13 protein-coding genes and 1 tRNA gene are annotated in these 17,210 nt (G+C 44.8%); 7 read left to right on the forward strand and 7 right to left on the reverse strand.

Annotated elements, in window-relative coordinates; all coding sequences use genetic code 11:
- The first annotated feature begins 3 nt into the window (after positions 1-3).
- Positions 4-3,804 carry a zinc-dependent metalloprotease gene (locus FK220_RS14875; protein WP_238719040.1) on the forward strand — a complete coding sequence of 1,267 codons (3,801 nt, stop codon included), beginning with the start codon at positions 4-6 and terminating at the stop codon, positions 3,802-3,804.
- Complete coding sequence (locus tag FK220_RS14880) at positions 3,801-4,478, forward strand: hypothetical protein (protein ID WP_152575130.1); 678 nt, start codon at positions 3,801-3,803, stop codon at positions 4,476-4,478. Before FK220_RS14875 ends, FK220_RS14880 begins: the two co-directional genes overlap by 4 nt.
- Positions 4,479-4,481: 3 nt before the next feature.
- On the opposite strand, the gene pth is transcribed toward FK220_RS14880, so the two are convergent.
- From pth to FK220_RS14895, 3 genes are all read right to left on the reverse strand, one after another.
- Positions 4,482-5,111: an aminoacyl-tRNA hydrolase gene (pth, locus tag FK220_RS14885; protein WP_152575131.1), complete on the reverse strand. Its 630-nt coding sequence runs from the start codon at positions 5,109-5,111 to the stop codon at positions 4,482-4,484.
- Positions 5,112-5,200: 89 nt separating this feature from the next.
- Positions 5,201-5,860, reverse strand: a complete 660-nt coding sequence (locus FK220_RS14890; RefSeq protein WP_152575132.1) for a 50S ribosomal protein L25/general stress protein Ctc — start codon at positions 5,858-5,860, stop codon at positions 5,201-5,203.
- Between the two features lie 80 nt (positions 5,861-5,940).
- Positions 5,941-6,882 (reverse strand): ribose-phosphate pyrophosphokinase, encoded by a 942-nt coding sequence (locus tag FK220_RS14895; protein ID WP_152575133.1) that lies wholly within the window; start codon positions 6,880-6,882, stop codon positions 5,941-5,943.
- 164 nt (positions 6,883-7,046) lie between these two features.
- Here FK220_RS14895 and FK220_RS14900 point away from each other — a divergent pair.
- Positions 7,047-7,128 (forward strand) — tRNA-Leu (locus FK220_RS14900).
- A gap of 238 nt (positions 7,129-7,366) precedes the next feature.
- Here FK220_RS14900 and FK220_RS14905 read toward each other — a convergent pair.
- Both FK220_RS14905 and FK220_RS14910 read right to left on the reverse strand, forming a co-directional pair.
- Positions 7,367-7,960, reverse strand: coding sequence for a precorrin-2 dehydrogenase/sirohydrochlorin ferrochelatase family protein (locus tag FK220_RS14905; protein WP_152575134.1), 594 nt, complete (start codon positions 7,958-7,960; stop codon positions 7,367-7,369).
- A gap of 175 nt (positions 7,961-8,135) precedes the next feature.
- The gene (locus tag FK220_RS14910) at positions 8,136-8,741 is read right to left on the reverse strand and encodes a hypothetical protein (RefSeq protein WP_238719041.1); all 606 of its coding nucleotides are present in this window, start codon (positions 8,739-8,741) and stop codon (positions 8,136-8,138) included.
- Between the two features lie 351 nt (positions 8,742-9,092).
- Between FK220_RS14910 and FK220_RS14915 the strand changes: the two genes are divergently transcribed.
- The 3 genes from FK220_RS14915 to FK220_RS14925 all read left to right on the forward strand — a co-directional run bounded on the left by FK220_RS14915 (position 9,093) and on the right by FK220_RS14925 (position 12,425).
- Positions 9,093-9,587 (forward strand): DoxX family protein, encoded by a 495-nt coding sequence (locus FK220_RS14915; protein WP_152575136.1) that lies wholly within the window; start codon positions 9,093-9,095, stop codon positions 9,585-9,587.
- Positions 9,584-11,212, forward strand: a complete 1,629-nt coding sequence (locus FK220_RS14920; RefSeq protein WP_152575137.1) for a Gfo/Idh/MocA family protein — start codon at positions 9,584-9,586, stop codon at positions 11,210-11,212. The genes FK220_RS14915 and FK220_RS14920 overlap by 4 nt, the downstream gene beginning before the upstream one ends.
- Before the next feature lie 487 nt (positions 11,213-11,699).
- A complete protein-coding gene (locus tag FK220_RS14925; RefSeq protein WP_152575138.1) occupies positions 11,700-12,425 on the forward strand; it encodes an energy transducer TonB in 726 nt (241 codons plus the stop codon).
- A gap of 134 nt (positions 12,426-12,559) precedes the next feature.
- Here FK220_RS14925 and FK220_RS14930 read toward each other — a convergent pair whose 3' ends face one another.
- On the reverse strand, positions 12,560-13,462 hold the full coding sequence (locus FK220_RS14930; protein WP_152575139.1) for a metallophosphoesterase family protein: 903 nt from the start codon (positions 13,460-13,462) through the stop codon (positions 12,560-12,562).
- A 117-nt stretch (positions 13,463-13,579) separates the two neighbouring features.
- Between FK220_RS14930 and FK220_RS14935 the strand changes: the two genes are divergently transcribed.
- Positions 13,580-15,958, forward strand: a complete 2,379-nt coding sequence (locus FK220_RS14935; RefSeq protein ID WP_152575140.1) for a GAF domain-containing protein — start codon at positions 13,580-13,582, stop codon at positions 15,956-15,958.
- Between the two features lie 12 nt (positions 15,959-15,970).
- On the opposite strand, the gene FK220_RS14940 is transcribed toward FK220_RS14935, so the two are convergent.
- The gene (locus FK220_RS14940) at positions 15,971-17,155 is read right to left on the reverse strand and encodes a Pycsar system effector family protein (RefSeq protein WP_152575141.1); all 1,185 of its coding nucleotides are present in this window, start codon (positions 17,153-17,155) and stop codon (positions 15,971-15,973) included.
- Positions 17,156-17,210 lie beyond the last annotated feature (55 nt).

Here is a 17,210-nt window from a genome sequence, read left to right on the forward strand (position 1 = left end):
GTAATGAGAAAAATACGTATATTCGATTTTGGTAAAATCCCCTTGATGGTCGCTAAATTACGCTTAGTTTTTTCATTTTCCATATTATTTCTTTCCTTTTACGGCTTCACACAACAGAATCATTGGCGTCGGCATACTTCCAAGGATGAGGTTTCAAAACAGTTGTCAAAGCAGTTGGAAGATACCGATGGAAAAGAGTTTCTATTGGACGAAAATGCCTTTCGAAATACGTTGAAAGGTATTTCGGTTGCCAAGGGTAATTCCAAGGTGGTCTATTTCCCTGACGAGAAAGGGAAATTTTTGGCTTTTGCCGTCTCGGAATCTCCTGTATTGGCCCCTGAATTAGCTGCTAGGTATCCCGAGATAAAATCTTACCAGGGGTATGGGGTTCAAGATGGAGAGAAGAAGATTCGTTTCAGTGTTTCCCATAAGGGTATACAAAGTATGATCGTACATTCCGATAAGAGGAAGTCTACCTTCATGCAAAAGAACAGGTCGAACGGTTACATTGTGTATGCTAGGGACACCTACACAAAGCGGGAAGTAGATTTCATCTGCAAGACGCGCTCCGATATGGAAAAGGATTTGGGGGTATCGGTTTTACGACCGGTCGACGGTCAGGTGCTTCGAAAATATCGTTTTGCTGTCTCGGCCTCAGGCGAGTACACCGACTATCATGGGGGGACCGTAGCGGATGCGTTGGCCGCCATCAATGCCACCCTAACGAGGATTAATTTGGTTTTTGAGACCGACCTAGCAGTTCGATTGGAGTTGGTTGCCGATAACGATAAGGTTATTTATACAGATAGTGATACCGATCCCTATGAGGATAATCTAAATGCCGAGGTACAAAATGCGTTGACCAATGAAATCGGTGAGGCCAATTATGATATCGGGCATCTGTTCCATCGAGATCAAAACGGCGGTAATGCCGGATTTATTGGTCGAATATGTGTCGATGGCTCCAAAGGAAGTGCCTATTCGGCGGCCCAGATGCCTGAAGGCGATACTTTCGACCTCGACTTCGTAGCACATGAGGTGGGTCATCAATTGGGCGCCAACCACACTTGGTCTTTTGAATCCGAGGGCACGCAAGTTCAGGCCGAGCCAGGGAGCGGTACTACGATTATGGGCTATGCGGGAATTACCGGTCCTAACGACGTTGCACTGAATAGTGACGATTATTTCCATTATTACAGTATAGTTCAGATTACGGAGAACTTGGAAAGTAAAAGTTGTGGCGAGCTCATTGCGCTTGCCAATAACCCCCCCGTGGTCGAAGCGGTTCCCGACTATATTATTCCAAAATCGACTGCATTCGTACTTACCGGAAGCGCTACTGATTCGGATGTGGATGATGTGTTGAGTTACACCTGGGAGCAGATCGATGCGGGGGTAGTGACCCAGGTCTCTTTTGGTCCCACGAACCCCAGTGGTGCTAATTTTAGGTCGGTAAAACCAGGTCCTGATCCAAGTCGCTACTTTCCTCGATTGGCACGGGTGCTGGCGGGGCAATTAACCCAGACCGAGCCTGCTGTCAACTCGGCATGGGAAACCGTTTCCGAGATAGAACGGGAACTGAACTTCGCGCTGACCGTTCGGGACAATGCGTCCGGTGGAGGACAAGTGGTTTCGGAGCTCACCAAAGTTCAGGTAGTCAACGCCGCAGGTCCTTTTATGGTCACTTCACAAGAAACAAGCACAAACGTTGTGGCGGGCGAAGTGCTGGAAGTCACCTGGGATGTGGCCAATACCAATTTGCCGCCGGTAAATGCCCAAAGTGTTGATATCTTGCTTTCGACCGACGGTGGACTTACCTATACCCCGGTGGCGGAGGGTGTAATGAATGACGGCACCCATTCCATCATAGTGCCGGGAGCCCCGACCACGCAAGCCAGGCTTATGGTCAAGGCACAGGAAAACATCTTTTTCGCCGTGAACGCCTCGAATTTTATCATAGAATCGGCTCCGGTGGTATTGAATTTTTCCGAATTGGATTATGATGTTTGTCAACCGGACGAACTTTCGATTGCTTTTGACTATCAAACATTCGACGGTTTTACCGAGGAAGCCACATTCAGTGTCTCGGCTCCCCCGGGATTGGCCGTTGCTTTTTCACCGGCCACTGCTACGGATAATGATACAGCGGTGGTGATGACCGTTTCAGATACTGAAAATGTTGCGGTAGGTTCATATACTTTGCAAGTAATTGCGACCACCGCCAGTGAAACCAAGCAGGTGCCTTTAACGTTGAACGTGTTCGATGGTATTTTTTCGGAGGTGGTGCTGGTAGCTCCTGAAGACGGGTCGGCCGATGTCAACACTTCAGAATCGTTACAATGGGAAGTTGGTATCGAAGCTACCTCCTACGATATCGAAATCGCTACCGACCTTGCCTTTACGAATATTGTTGAAACGGCCTCCACTTTGGAGAATAGCTATGTGCCGATTTCATTGGAGAATCAAACTACCTATTTTTGGAGGGTACGACCTAAGAACATCTGTGGTGAAGGTAGTTTCGGCACTCCTTTTAGCTTTACGACGATTCAGTTTAACTGTACTACGGTGCAGGCAGTAGGGCTTCCTTTGGAGATTTCGTCTTCCGGCACCCCGACCGTTACCTCGAAAATAACCTTTTTTGAAGACCTGCCTTTGGCTGACCTCGATATCAACTTGGAACTCGACCATTCCTATCTCGAAGACTTGGTGATTACCCTTATATCCCCGTCGGGCACCTCGGTGGCATTGATCTCCAATTCCTGTGGTGATTTACAGGATATCGACGTTACCTTCGATGATGACGCCAACAGTTTTACTTGTAGTGGTACTCCTGCAATAAGTGGTACCGTTAAACCTGTGGGTGCTTTGAGTACTTTTAATGGGGAATCGATTCTTGGGGAATGGACCTTGCAAATTTCCGACACCGCGCCTGCCGATGGAGGTTTCCTGAGGTTGTTCTCAATGGATGTCTGTGTCGAGGGTTTCTTTAGCCCCGACGAGGATGGTGATGGCATTTTTGATTCGGATGATCTTTGTCCCGGGACCCCGGCCGGTCAAGAGGTCGATTTAACCGGTTGCGCGATATACCGGTTGCCAAGCGATAACTTTGAGGTCGCTATTGAAAGTGAATCCTGTAGGGCCAATAATGATGGGGCAATTGCTATTGACGCGAACCTGCCCTTGGAGTATGCCGTTACCATTACAGGCAATGGAACCGACATAACGGACAGTTTTGACAGCACCTATACATTGGGCAACCTATCCGCGGGCACCTATACTATATGTATCATAGCAGTGGATGGTTTGATTACCTATGAGGAGGTGTGTTTTGAAGTAACCCTTTCCGAACCGGAACCTCTGGCGGTGAGTTCTAAGGTCGATGCTATAACAGGATTGCTGAACATTACCTTGGAGGGCGCCGATTTGTACCGTATCGAGTTCAATGGTGAGAACATTCAAACTACGGAGGCAGCATTGGTTCTCAATTTACAAAAGGGGACCAACAGTCTAAAAGTCACTACCGACTTGGCCTGTCAGGGAAGTTATGAGGAAGAATTCTTTTTGTCGGATGGGGTGGTAGCCTATCCGAATCCGTTTATCGATTTGATTATGGTGAATGTACAGATTGCGGGTGTCTATGTAATGGAGATTTACGCTTTGAACGGGCAGAGAATAATGCGTGAGACCAAAGAGATCAGCGGAACCGAGGCGGTATTGGATGTTACCGGATTGTCAGCGGGCACTTACTTTCTTAGGGTTCAGGGAAAAACTCGGAACCAAACCGTTAAAATGATTAAGCGATGAGGAAGATTCTAACCATTCTGATATTGGGGATGCTGTTGGTGGCTTGCAAGAAAGATCCTAAGCCACCCAGCGCCGTTTCCTTGGTAGCACCTGCCAAGAACAATGAATGCAACCCAATAGAGTCCGTATCCGGAAATAAAAGCGTCGTAGCGTTCAGGTGGCAGGCCGGCGCCAATGCGGAGAGTTATGAACTGAGGGTCACAAATTTGATTACAAATACTACCCAAACCAAGACAACATCCGCATTAAGTGAGACACTCACATTGGATCAAGGGGCCCCCTTCTCTTGGACAGTCATATCAAAAAATAGCGAAGTCGCCGAAACTGCCGTTAGTGAAACCTGGTTCTTTTACAACCCTGGGTCGTTGACCACCTTTGCCCCCTTTCCCGCTGAAATTCTTCAGCCACTTCCGGGAGGGCGTGTATTTATGGATACCGATAACGAAGTTACCCTGGAATGGTCTGGAGCTGATCTCGATGGTGATATAGAAGGTTATGACCTCTATTTTTCTTTGGAAACCCCGCCACAGACCTTATTAGCCTCCCCGACCGCCGGCACCACTAGTCAAAAAGTAAGTGTTTCGGGCAATACCTTCTACTATTGGAGGGTCATTACCAAGGATAGAGAGGGGAACACCTCCGATTCCGGAATTCTGAGCTTTAAAGTGTTATAAAACTTAGGTGCCGTTGAATTGATTCATGGTTATGGATACCCCCGACAATACAAATGAGTGAATGAGTTCCACACTTCGGGCAAGTCGCTCTTTCAGTGCAGTTTGTTCCTCCGCGTTCCATTTCCCGAGTACGTAATTCACCTGTCTTCCTTTCCCGAAATCGGCACCTACACCGAAACGGAGCCGGTTGTATTTGGTTGTTTGAAGTAGGTTCTGAATATCCTTTAGACCGTTGTGACCCCCATCGCTTCCCTTTGTCTTTAATCGTAGGGTTCCAAAAGGTAAATTAATGTCATCGGTAAGGACCAAGACATTCTCAAGAGGAATTTTTTCTTTTTCCATCCAGTATTTCAGCGCCTTGCCACTTCGATTCATATAGGTCGATGGCTTAAGGCAAAGCACACTCCGCCCTTTGATCTTAAAGCTTCCTATTTCCCCCAGTTTAGCGGTAGCGAAAGCAAAATCCTCTTTGGTCGCCAAGGCGTCCAAAATCTTAAAACCGATGTTGTGGCGCGTTTCGGCGTACTCCTCACCGACATTGCCGAGACCTACGAGTAAAAATTTTTTCATGGGGTCTGTTTCGTTTAGGGATGCGGACTTTGGCTTAAATAGCGATTTTAGGAATTGAAGCATGGAACGGTACAATGGACATAAAAATACGAAAGCATCCCGAATCCCGAATAGCATTCGGGAAGGGATACTTTCGTATAAGTTTACAAGAATTACTCTTGGGCTTCCCCTCCTTCGGCTGCAGGAGCCTCCTCTCCAGGGGTTTCCGCACCTTCTGCACCTTCCACACCTTCTTCTTCATCTTCCTCGTCGTCCATAACAATTGCAGCACGTGCAGTCTTGACCTGCACAACTACGGTGTTATCGGGGTGTAAGATGGTAAAATCATCATTGAGTAGGGTGGCCACCGAAATATTTTGTCCGATTTTTAGCTTGGAGATATCCACATCAAAGAAATCGGGCAGCTTATCCGGTAGGGCCTTGATGGCCAGTTTACGCTTTCTGAACAACAAACGGCCCCCGTTTCGAACACCTGGGGAGTTCCCCTGTAGCCGAACCGGTATGTCCATCGTTACCGCTTTGTCCGGGAATAATTGGTAGAAATCAATGTGTAAAATGTTGTCGGTCACAGGATGAAACTGAATATCCTGCATAACCGCGTCAATTTTAGTACCGTTTTCAAATTCAACCACGACCGTGTGTGCGTTGGGGGTGTACACCAAATCCCTAAAATCTAGCTCATCTGCCGAAAAGTGTACAGGCTTTTCCCCTCCGTATATCACGCAAGGAACCTTTCCAGCATTACGTAGGGCCTTCGTCGCCTTTTTGCCCACGCTTTCTCTTTCTGATCCTTTAATTGTAATTGACTTCATTATATAGTTTAAAATTAATACTTACTTTCTACTCTAATTGTTCCCACGAATCATCTACTCCCCTCCAGAATGAGGGGGGACTACATCAAAAATTTCGATGCAATCGAGGTATTATGGTGTACCCTATGCATCACATCTGCAAACAGCTCGGCACAACTTAATACTTTTACTTTATCATTCTCTGTTTTAATGGGAATGGAATCGGTAACGATTAATTCCGATAACTGCGATTTTTCAATTTTTTCATAGGCATTGCCAGAAAGCAGCCCGTGTGTGGTAATGGCCCGAACACTTAATGCGCCACGCTCCATCATCAAATCCGCCGCTTTGGTCAAGGTGCCCGCCGTATCGACCATATCATCGACCAGGACTACATTTTTACCCTGAACATCCCCGATAAGTTCCATATGTGATATCACATTTGCTTTGGCGCGTTGCTTGTAACAGATTACTACGTCGCTTTCCAAGGCCTTGGAATAGGCATAGGCTCTTTTCGATCCTCCCATGTCGGGCGATGCAATGGTCAGGTTGTCCAGATTCAGCGATTTCAGATAGGGCAGGAACATGGTCGAAGCAAACAAATGATCGACCGGCTTCTCAAAGAAGCCTTGTATCTGATCGGCGTGCAGGTCCATCGTGATAATACGGGTAGCACCGGCCGCTTCCAACATCTTGGCAATCAATTTGGCCGCAATAGGCACCCTTGGTTTATCCTTCCGATCTTGACGGGCCCATCCAAAATAGGGGATGACAGCGGTGATATGCCTGGCGGAGGCTCTTTTGGCCGCATCCAGCATCAGTAGCATTTCCATCAAATTCTCGGAACTCGGATGGGTAGAGCCGATGATAAAGATACGCGCCCCGCGTACCGACTCTTCAAAGGAGGGTTGAAACTCCCCATCACTATAGCGTGAAATGTGAACGTTCCCCAGTTCGGTACCGTAGAAATCAGCAATTTTTTCCGCTAATTCCCGGCTGTCGGTACAAGCAAAAATTTTAGGTTCCGGAACTTGGTATGGCATGGCTTTTCTGTTCTGTCCTTAGTACCGATGGTGGAGACTCGGAAGTCCCTGTTTTCTAAGGAGGTGCAAATTTAAAAATTAATTTGTCTTGCTAAAGGATAATTGTTGTTATTTTCATTCCATAAATAAAAATATTTTTTAGCTTTGCAGTCCTATTTTGAGATGCCTTGGTGGCGGAATTGGTAGACGCGCTGGATTCAAAATCCAGTTCTTTCGGGAGTGTGGGTTCGATTCCCACCCAAGGTACTGAAAAGCCCTCCGTTCGGAGGGCTTTTTTTATGCTTTGAAAAGAAGTATGGTTCCTTCGGGCTTCGTGGCTGCGAACATTTTCTGCAATGGATAATAGTCAAATTTGTGTACCTATAGCGAATTTCTCTTTGTCTAAAACTATTATTAAAACCATTTTAGGGGTTGCGGAAGGGACGGGAAGTGCGGCTGACGCGATTTTAAGTTTGGGGGAAAATCCTACCATATTTCCTTGACCTTAATTGTCATTGGTTTTCTTTTTCTCTACCAATCCCTTAGTGAATTCGTTGAGCGTCTCCACTTTTTCTTCAAAATCGCCCTTGATGGTCTTTCGGTATTCGTTTAAATTCTTTACAAGATCATCAATATCCTCCGGAATGACATCCTCAAAGAATTGGCGAAGCCTCTTTGCCGTCGTGGGGGATTTCCCATTGGTTGAAATCGCTACCTTCACGTTGCCCTTTGTTACGATACCACCCATGTAAAAATCGCATAATGGTGGATTATCGGCCACGTTTACCAAGATTTGTCGAGCCTTGCAATCGTGATATATTTTTTCGTTTACTTCGACCCGATCGGTAGTGGCGATTACCAAATGTTTTTGATTTAAGTATTTCGGATGATATGCATCGGTATGCATAGGAATCCCGGATTTTTCTGCCAATGCGGCAGTTGCTTCACGGTACATAGTCGAGACCATCGCTACCTGTGCATTCGGGCTCGATTTCAACAAAAAGGTCAATTTTTCCTCCGCAACATTGCCGCCTCCAACGATTAAAATGTTCAGTTGTGAAACCTTTAGAAAAATCGGATATAAATTATTCCGTTCCATAGCGTTTCTTTTTACATCCGTTTTGTAATTGATGTTGATCTTGGTCGGGTCCTTATGTTGTAATTCTTACTGAATCATTAAGTGCCTTCGAGTAGACGGGAGCGCTCTTTGACAGAATGAATTTGGCCTCCTTCATCGTTGTAGTTGTTTGCCAGCTACTTATGATTATGTTTCTTTACTCCCCCAACTCCGTAATTTTCTTTTCGTATAATTTTTTACTCTCTACTACTGCCATGTTCAATTCCTGCATTATTCCGTCGACACGCCCTTCGATGCTTTTCATTTGATCGTTGATATTGTCAAAAGAATTCAAAGCAGCGGCTACTTCAAGAGCTTTCACCACCTCCACGGCATCCCCGTGCAAAAGACGTAATTTTTCAATTGCCTGGGAGGTGTTCGCCAAGGTTGCATTGTATTTGGTTCGCGCTTTTTCGATGGCGCTTAACAGTGTTTTTTTACTAGTTTCATCGCTTAGGCTTTTGGTCTGGGTTTCCATTGCGGTGAAGAGGTTGGAAGCTTTGGTTTTTAAATCCCCATATTCCTTGTTGAGGTTTTCTACTCTTTTGTTGACCTTCTCCCAGTCGCCATAAACCTTCGCGAACTCCTTATCCTCATTTTTGGTATCCTCTAGGGCACTTTTGAGAGCGCTTAGTGATTCGAGGCCCCTGTTGACATTTTTATTAGCGGTTTCCTTGCGTTTTTCAAAAGTTGCGACCTGTGATTTGAAACGGTCTTTCAAGCGGATGAGATCCTCGGGGCTCTTATCCTTCCAACAAGACATACACAAAAGGGATACTAGGACAATACAAAACGATTTTTTCACCATGGTCGGGAATTAGTTAATGGAAGTGTAAATATACAATTTCCAACGGGTTTCGCCTGTGCATGGATAGTCACTTAAAAATGATGATATGTAGCATTTTCTTGGATGTCTCGGTGTTCACCAACCACATATCAAATCTTTTCGTTAGCTTTAAAACATGACAATTATCATGGATTATGCGCTTTTACAACACTAATTTTAAACCATTCTTATCCTTCTAAAAAAGAGAGATTTGCTGTGCATTCAAAAATAGTATCGAAAAGTACAGATCTAGTAGCTAAACATGAGAATCAACTTAAAGCAATTTCAATGGAACAAACGAAAAAAAGGTGGGATCTCAAAGATACCCTGGTAGTGTTGCGCCTTCTTGTCGGATGGCATTTTTTGTATGAAGGGGTAATCAAACTCTATAATCCGGATTGGACTTCTTTTGGATACTTGGCTTCGGCCCAAGGGCCTTTCGAGTCGTTCTTCCTATGGATGAGCAGTGAATCAATGATCGGTATTGCCGACTGGGGCAACAAAATCGCCTTGATTTTTGTAGGCCTCACCCTGTTGTTGGGGGTATTTGAAAGAGTGGGGGCCTTGGTCGCCATCGGGTTATTGGCACTCTACTATTTGGCCCACCCGGCATTCCCGTGGGTGACCCAATTAAACGTAGAAGGCAGCTATTGGTTCGTGAACAAAAACTTGATCGAATTGGTGGCCTGTATCCTCCTTTTTCAAATGCCTACCGCCGACCGTTTTGGTCTCAAGCGGCTTTTTAATACTAAAAAAGAAATCACTAAAACCGAACTATCATGAGCTGGACAAGAAGAGATGCCCTCAAGGGGCTTGGTGGAATCCCCATTTTAGGTGCTGTTTGGTGGGCAGGTGCTGCAAACACCGTTTCCAAGAAAAAAGAACGTGCCGCCCTTCTGGAACAATTGAACATCCAACCTTCCTTACCCCCGGCGGTACCCGGTATCGGAGGTGCACCCGTGCGCGTGGGTATCATCGGTTTTGGAATACGCGGGGAGCAATTGTGCCGCTCCTTGGGGTTTGCCACCAAGGAATGGATAGAGGATATGAAAACGGCCGAGGCGGAGGCCGAGGCAGAGGGAAAGAAACATACCGCCCTAAAGGATTTTATGGCCCAAGAGAAATTGAACGTCGAGCTGGTCGGAATCTGTGATATCTTCGACTACCGTGCCAATAAAGCGTTGGCCTCGTTTAATACGGAGGATAACAAAATGGAACGCTTCAGAACGCATCAAGAAATGATCCGTAGCGGAAAGGTCGATGCCGTAATCATCGCTACCCCTGATCACTGGCATGCACCGATGGCCATTGATGCCCTTGAAAACAATGTGCATGTTTATGTGGAAAAACCAATGACCCACACCGTGGAAGAGACCTATCGTTTACGGGAGGCGGCCCAAAAATCGAAGGCTGTATTGCAAGTCGGTCACCAACACCGACAGACCCTTAGCTTTCAAACGGCCAGGGATATCATGAACAAGGGCACGATCGGCCATGTATCGCTAATTCAGACCAACACCAACAGGAACGACGATAATGGGGCCTGGAACTATCACATTCATGAAGATGCTAGTCCACAAACAATCGACTGGGAACTTTTCCTGGGATCGGCACCTAAAATACCCTTCAACAAGAATCATTTCTTTAGATGGCGAAAATGGTGGGCCTATGGATCGGGACTTTCCGGAGACCTGTTATCGCATGATTACGATCGGTTGAACTGTGTACTCGAAATGGGAATCCCGGAATCGGTGACCACCTCAGGAGGTATCTATACCCATCGGGATGGTCGAAATGTGCCCGACGTACTTCAAGTAAATATGGAATTCCCGAATTTTACTACGGGAAGTAGCCAAAAAGCAGGTAAAGAAAAGGGAATGACGTTCGTCTATAGCGCCACGCTCGGGAATGGCTTTAGTCGTCCAACCATCTTAATGGGTCATGACGGAACCATGGAGTTGGGCAATCGGTTAACAATTTGGCCCGATGGCCGCTCCACAAGGTACGCCGAGATGATCGAGGCGGAAAAGATGAATCCCAACATTCCGATTTACCAATACAATCCGACCGCAACGGTTCCCGATGCAGTGGCTTCGGCCACTTCCCAGTATTTTGCCGATAAAGGTCTTATGTGGACCTATATCAACGGCGTACGGGTCGACTCTACCTTCTTGCACATGCGCGAATGGTTGAGCGCCACCCGAAATGGAGGGAAGGTAAGTTGTGGTATCAAAGAAGGTTTCGAGGAAGCGATTGCTTCCCACATGGCCGGACTCGCTTACAAACTTGGAAGACGTATCGATTGGGATCCGGAATTGGAGATTCTCAAGCCTATCGAAGGCATTGATTTTGACCAAGCACTGCTTGCCAACCCATTTGAAAGCCAGTCTTTGTTGACTTCAACTTGAAAAGACACATAACGCAAAGGGGGAAACCGAACAATTGGGCAGCACCAACCATTTTATGAAAGTGATGGTTCCGGCTGACTTCCATGATCCATCACTTTCGGGTTCCCCTTTTTTCATCGGTCAAACTTTTCTCCACCTTCGACATTTCATTGTATACAATGCCTCGAAGAAATGGATGGTTGTACCAGTTCTGTACAATAGTCGGTATCTCTAGTTCAGTACCGATCTTCACTTAATCAACTGAGAATCGGGCCGGTTTATTACAACAGGCCCAGGTCCCGTTCGGGGCTTACTTCCCTACCCGACTAATACGCTATAAAAAGAATGCATATACCGGTTACCATCCTCCAGAATTACGTGATTTTCAAAAATTGGAATTTGGAGCAGCAAAAAATCCAATTTTTGTACGATAAAATTATAAACATGACAAATGTCATTAAAATCCTGCTGGCTACGATCTAATTTTAGGTAAATAAAATCAATAGTCATGGAAGTCAAGAAAAACCCTAAAGCAGATTTGAATCGTGACAGTGGCCTTTTCTTTGTAATTGGCCTTACCATAGTGCTTTTCATCACTTGGAGAGCCTTGGAATACAAAAGTTATGAAAGTACTGAAGAGATTGTTCAGTTACTGGATGTACAGGAAGATTTAAAGGAAGATGTCCCTATGACGGAAACCATCAATACCCCACCACCCCCACCGCCACCTTCGGCCCCGGAGGTTATCGAGATTATCGAGGATGCCGCCGAAATAGAAGAGACGGTTATCGAAAGTACTGAAATTAATCAGGAAACAGTGATTGAAGAAGTTATACAGGTCGATGACGTGGAAGTCGATGAGATAGAGGAAGAGGTTTCCGTTCCCTTCGCCGTAATCGAAAATGTCCCTGTTTACCCTGGATGTGAGGATGTACAGGGAAATGAAGCAAGAAAGGCTTGTTTTCAAAAGAAAATACAGGAACATGTGATAAAAGAATTCAAGTACCCCCCAACCGCACTTGAGTTGGGTATTCAAGGACGGGTATACGTACAATTTGCAATCGACTCCAAGGGCTTGGTTACCGGGATTAGAACCCGCGGTCCCGATAAGACGTTGGAGAAAGAAGCAGGTCGTATTATCGCCGCCTTGCCACAAATGTCTCCTGGTCTGCAAAGGGGCAGGGCTGTAAAAGTTCCCTACAGTATTCCTGTAACCTTTAAAATGGCGCAATAAAGAATAGAATGAAGTGTAATAGTAGCATATGAACACTTGCCCCGCCTTTTTGGCGGGGTTTTTTTGATACCGGGGTTTTTGCCAAGCGATTTTACGGGAGATTGTTTCTGGATTTTTGACCCGGGGCCGGACCGCTAGTCAGCGGCCTCCATATAGTCGGTTAGGTTCTGAGGGCCTTCCAACAGCACACGGACAATTTGCAGCGTGCCGTCATCTTTGGTGGCAATATGCCACTTGATCAAAGAAATCTGACCCTTTTCGATTTCGATTCCGGTGATACTTCTGGGATGCACGCAACTTCCGTCGTTGAATAGGGGAATGTCTCCCGGTTCCGGAAATCGTGGTCGATGGGTATGACCGACGATGGTAATCAACAGGCCGTTATTCAAAATCCACTTTTTAATACGACGCTCAACCTTAATGAGCTCTTTATAGTTCTTGGCAGGACTTGTTGGATCGGCAATGCCCCACACTTGCAACGGTTTCCATAGCACACGTACCAAAAAACGTCCCCATCGCCAAAATGTATAGTTCCACCAGTCGGCCTGATGGCCATGGGTCAGAAAAAGCTCTTGTTGGGTTTGGGTATGTTTTAAAATGATACCCTCATGGTAGACGATATCCCCCAATAACTCCTTTTCTCGACCTTCTACCCGATCAAAATAGGTCGAAAGATGTTTTTTGATATATGTAGGATCCTTATAGACCATATCATGGTTGCCCCAAACCATGTGCAAACGATTTTGTAAATGAAATTCCCGGAGTAATTTGTACACATTTTTATGGGCTTGAAAAATAGGCTCAAAATGCAAATTTTCCCAGAGCTCGTCGCCATCTCCAAGCTCACAATACTGAAAACCTTCCCTGAAATAATGCTTTAGGGCATGAAAATAGATATTGCGGTTGTTGGCAAAATCGTCGGCAAAACTGTTATCGCCCCTGTGACAATCACTAAAGAGTACGAATTTCGAACTGTCATCGAATGATATCGCTTTCGCCTTTTCGTACGCTCTCGACAACCTATAATTAGAAGACATTTTTCAAGTTTGTATAAATATCCAAAAAAATACTGGCATGATGTAAGGTTTCTTTTAACAAAATTTGAGCCTATCTTTTGTAACTTTACCCTCTTTAGTACGTCTAAGAACAAATAGATGGGTACGTTGAAACATAAGGAATCACCGTTGGTACAGCTAATTAGCTTTAACAAATTGTTGGAGCAATACGACGCTATGGCTGAAAGTAAGGATGAATTTCTGGCCAAAAAAGCAAAGCGTATCCTGAAAGCGCAAGAACCTTATCCCGAACTGCGGGATGGTTTCAGTGACCTATCCTTATTGAAGAAGTATGAAAAGGTGATTCATATTATCCTGCAGGACACTTTTTCGGAAGTGCTTACCCATAACGAGATAAAAACGGCGTCCTTGCCCTTTGACGATACGGTGTTTAACGCTTCAAAACGATTTCAAAAGATTTTGAAGGATGCAGGGGGTGAGGCTTTCAAACCCCAGTTGAGCGGTTTGTCCGATCATATGTACTATATCGTGGCCTGTACGGTAATCCTTGGAATGCATTATGGGCATCCGGTCGACTTCAAGAAGCCCTTATTTTACGATATTCCCGATGCCCATGGGGTGATGCGGCATTACCGTATTCTCTATAATGCCGATTTTATTGAAATCCTTCCTACCGAAAAAGCCAAGGAGTTGTCCAAGGCCGATATCGAGGAGTTGTTGGAAAACTACGATAATCTGGAACTTTGGAAAGATAAAATTCCGCCCGGTAGCTTTATTTCTAAAGGTTTTGTCATTTCTAATATGTTCGATGTGACCGCCGAGCATTCGATTTCGGAAATCAAATCGGCACTGATCGCCAATGAGAAGAAAAACGAGGGGGATAGTTTCATGACGGAGCTACAGGAAACCTTCCGATCTTTCTTTAACTTAAAAACGGTTACCGTAGGCTTTGTGGCCTACAATCACAAACAAGATCAGTTTGAATGTGTTCATGGGAATGGTATTAGTAGCATCATTCTTGGGGAAAAAGAGGTAATTTCAAGCGGTAAGGCCCTCTGCCCAAAATCATATCAGTCGATGATGCAGAATAATTCATACTTTGCCATAACCGACGTAGATAAATATTACGAGCTATCAGGGGGGATGGCTCCCTATAAGAACTTAAAGGAAGAGGGATATAAAAGTGCCATTTTTGCACCTATCGCCGATAATGGCAATCTGCTTGGGATTCTTGAGCTGGGTTCACCCAACAAAAATGAGCTCAACAGTGTTAACGCCAACAAGTTGCAAGACATCATGCCTTTCATCGTAACCGCAGTTTTACGTTCCAAGGCAGAGGAGGAGAACTTGATCGATGCGGTCATTCAGAATGAATGTACCTCGGTACATGGTTCTGTATACTGGCGGTTCCAGGAAGAGGCAAAGAATTTTATCAAAGACAGTCTAAAGGGGTTACAGCCTTCGTTCAATGAAGTCGTATTCAAGGATGTAAGTCCCCTCTATGGGCAGGTGGATATTAAAGAGTCGTCTCAAGCAAGAAATACAGCTATTCAACGTGACCTAATGATCCAACTTTCAGAAATCAAAACCGTACTGTCAAAGGCGTTGGAAAAAACGAAACTACCAATCTATGAAGAACTCATTTTTAGGGTCAACAATCACATAGATGGTGTTAAGGAGACACTTCATACGAATACGGAGCAGGCCATCTTTAATTTTGTAATGGAAGAGATCAATCCCGTTCTCGATCATTTGAAAAAAACAGATCCTTCCTTTAACAGTTTGATTGAGACATACGAAGCGCAGATCAATCCCGAGACCCAGAGTTATTATGATCACCGAAAGAACTATGACCAAAGTGTGATGGCCATTAATCAGAAGCTCAGCTCCTTAATCGATAAAAAACAGGAAGATGCCCAGGCCATGTTTCCCCATTATTTTGAACGGTACAAGACCGATGGTATCGAGCACAACATGTACATCGGTGAAAGCATCGCAGAAGGCGGGAATTTCAGTTCGTTGTACCTGAATAATCTACGTTTGTGGCAGTTACAGGTTATGTGTGAAATGGAAAATACGCACTATGCCCTCAAACCGAAGCTTCCCGTACCTTTGGATGTGGCGTCATTGATCTTGGTATACAATACCTCGCTCTCTATTCGTTTCAGGATGGACGAAAAACGATTCGATGTCGATGGCACCTACAACGCCCGTTATGAAATCATAAAGAAACGAATAGACAAGTCGTACGTAAAAGGTACCAATGAGCGTCTTACGCAAACAGGCAAGATGGTTATCGTTTATTCCCAAAAGAGCGATGAGCTCGAGTATTTGAGATATATCAAGTTTTTAAAATCCAAAGGATATTTCACAGGTAAAATCGAAATCGTGGAATTGGAAGGATTACAAGGAGTGGCGGGACTCAAAGCCATACGCGCCGAGATACTCTACACAAAAGACAAGGAGTCTGAGAAAACATATACCTACGATGATTTGATGGAAGAGTTGAAAGCTTAGCGAACACTACCACTACCTGTCGGGACCAAAGAAATGAAATCCGACGGCGAAAGCAATTACGGAAACTACAATACCGATCATGAAGATAGTATAGGTCCACCGTAAAATATTATACTTTCTATTGAGCACCAATCCCAAAAAGTAAAGATCCTTGGTAAGGCTAGTGTAGATATAGTTCTTATCCTTTACGAGCTCCTGAATGGCCCATTCGTAATCGGATAAACTCATCTTGTGAAAATTTCCAAAAAACAATAGATTCACCTTCTTGTTCTTCACATCTTCCTTATCGAACTCTCCGCTTGTTACATTGGGCCGGGTGGCCAGTACCGCTAAAATCATGGAGATTACACTAAAAGTAACAAAGATGACCGTTGGGTAAATCAAATATCCGTTCGAAGGATTGTCTAATTTCGGAATCAAGTTTGAAAGTACGACCGAAATGATAATGGCGTTCACCGACAGCAGTATGTTGGCCTTGGTGTCGGCAATATCACTCAAGGTAAGGTGATTTTTTAGCGTAACGCGGAAAAGGGTCTGTACCCCACGATCGGGACTCTCTGCTTTGAATTGGGCTTTTAACTTTTCCTTTTTGGCAATTTCCTTTTCTGTTTTTCGATCTTTCTTGAGTTTTTTAAGGTTTTTTTTCTTGCCGGGTTCCCAATGTTCCTTGGCGTAATCGGTATAAAATTTTTGCTCGGATTCGAACATTTTAATGTTGGCATTGCGCCACTCACTGGCACTATAATCGGCCAATCCCAAAAGGGATAGTTCTTCCCTTAAATGCTCGGAGGTTTCCAGGTAGCTGTCTTTTCCAAAATGGGATGCATCCGCATCCCGTAAAATCCGTTCCAAAAGATTCTGTGGCTCATAATAACGTTCGGTTGCCATAATTAGGTCGGTCACTCGGTCGATATTTTCTTTTTCATACCGTTGTTTTTCCAAAAATTCCCTGGCAATTTTACAACTTTGCTCTTCATGTTTCTTACAGCCTTTGGTATAACCGGTATCATGCAGCCAAGCGGCAAGCAGTACTGTTTCTTCCTCTTTCCCTTCAAGTTTATAGTGGTCCAGTAATTCTTTAGTATTTTTAACGACTCTTTGGGTGTGTCGAAGATTGTGGTATAGAAATTTGGGATCTAATTGATTGGTCAACAAATCGGTTGCAAAGAGTTTGGTTTTTTCGATAATCTCCGACATATGGATTGCACATTTTAGGACCCTCCAAAATACGAAATTCTTAACGTTACAAACA

The sequence above is a fragment of the Pelagihabitans pacificus genome (assembly GCF_009371985.2).
GTDB lineage: Bacteria > Bacteroidota > Bacteroidia > Flavobacteriales > Flavobacteriaceae > Pelagihabitans > Pelagihabitans pacificus.

Bases quoted from the DNA above. Each gene is read 5' to 3' on its own strand.
- FK220_RS14875 (WP_238719040.1), top strand. From the start codon at position 4: ATGAGAAAAATACGTATATTCGATTTTGGTAAAATCCCCTTGATGGTC.
- FK220_RS14880 (WP_152575130.1), top strand. From the start codon at position 3,801: ATGAGGAAGATTCTAACCATTCTGATATTGGGGATGCTGTTGGTGGCT.
- pth (WP_152575131.1), bottom strand. From the start codon at position 5,111: ATGCTTCAATTCCTAAAATCGCTATTTAAGCCAAAGTCCGCATCCCTA.
- FK220_RS14890 (WP_152575132.1), bottom strand. From the start codon at position 5,860: ATGAAGTCAATTACAATTAAAGGATCAGAAAGAGAAAGCGTGGGCAAA.
- FK220_RS14895 (WP_152575133.1), bottom strand. From the start codon at position 6,882: ATGCCATACCAAGTTCCGGAACCTAAAATTTTTGCTTGTACCGACAGC.
- FK220_RS14905 (WP_152575134.1), bottom strand. From the start codon at position 7,960: ATGGAACGGAATAATTTATATCCGATTTTTCTAAAGGTTTCACAACTG.
- FK220_RS14910 (WP_238719041.1), bottom strand. From the start codon at position 8,741: ATGTCTTGTTGGAAGGATAAGAGCCCCGAGGATCTCATCCGCTTGAAA.
- FK220_RS14915 (WP_152575136.1), top strand. From the start codon at position 9,093: ATGGAACAAACGAAAAAAAGGTGGGATCTCAAAGATACCCTGGTAGTG.
- FK220_RS14920 (WP_152575137.1), top strand. From the start codon at position 9,584: ATGAGCTGGACAAGAAGAGATGCCCTCAAGGGGCTTGGTGGAATCCCC.
- FK220_RS14925 (WP_152575138.1), top strand. From the start codon at position 11,700: ATGGAAGTCAAGAAAAACCCTAAAGCAGATTTGAATCGTGACAGTGGC.
- FK220_RS14930 (WP_152575139.1), bottom strand. From the start codon at position 13,462: ATGTCTTCTAATTATAGGTTGTCGAGAGCGTACGAAAAGGCGAAAGCG.
- FK220_RS14935 (WP_152575140.1), top strand. From the start codon at position 13,580: ATGGGTACGTTGAAACATAAGGAATCACCGTTGGTACAGCTAATTAGC.
- FK220_RS14940 (WP_152575141.1), bottom strand. From the start codon at position 17,155: ATGTCGGAGATTATCGAAAAAACCAAACTCTTTGCAACCGATTTGTTG.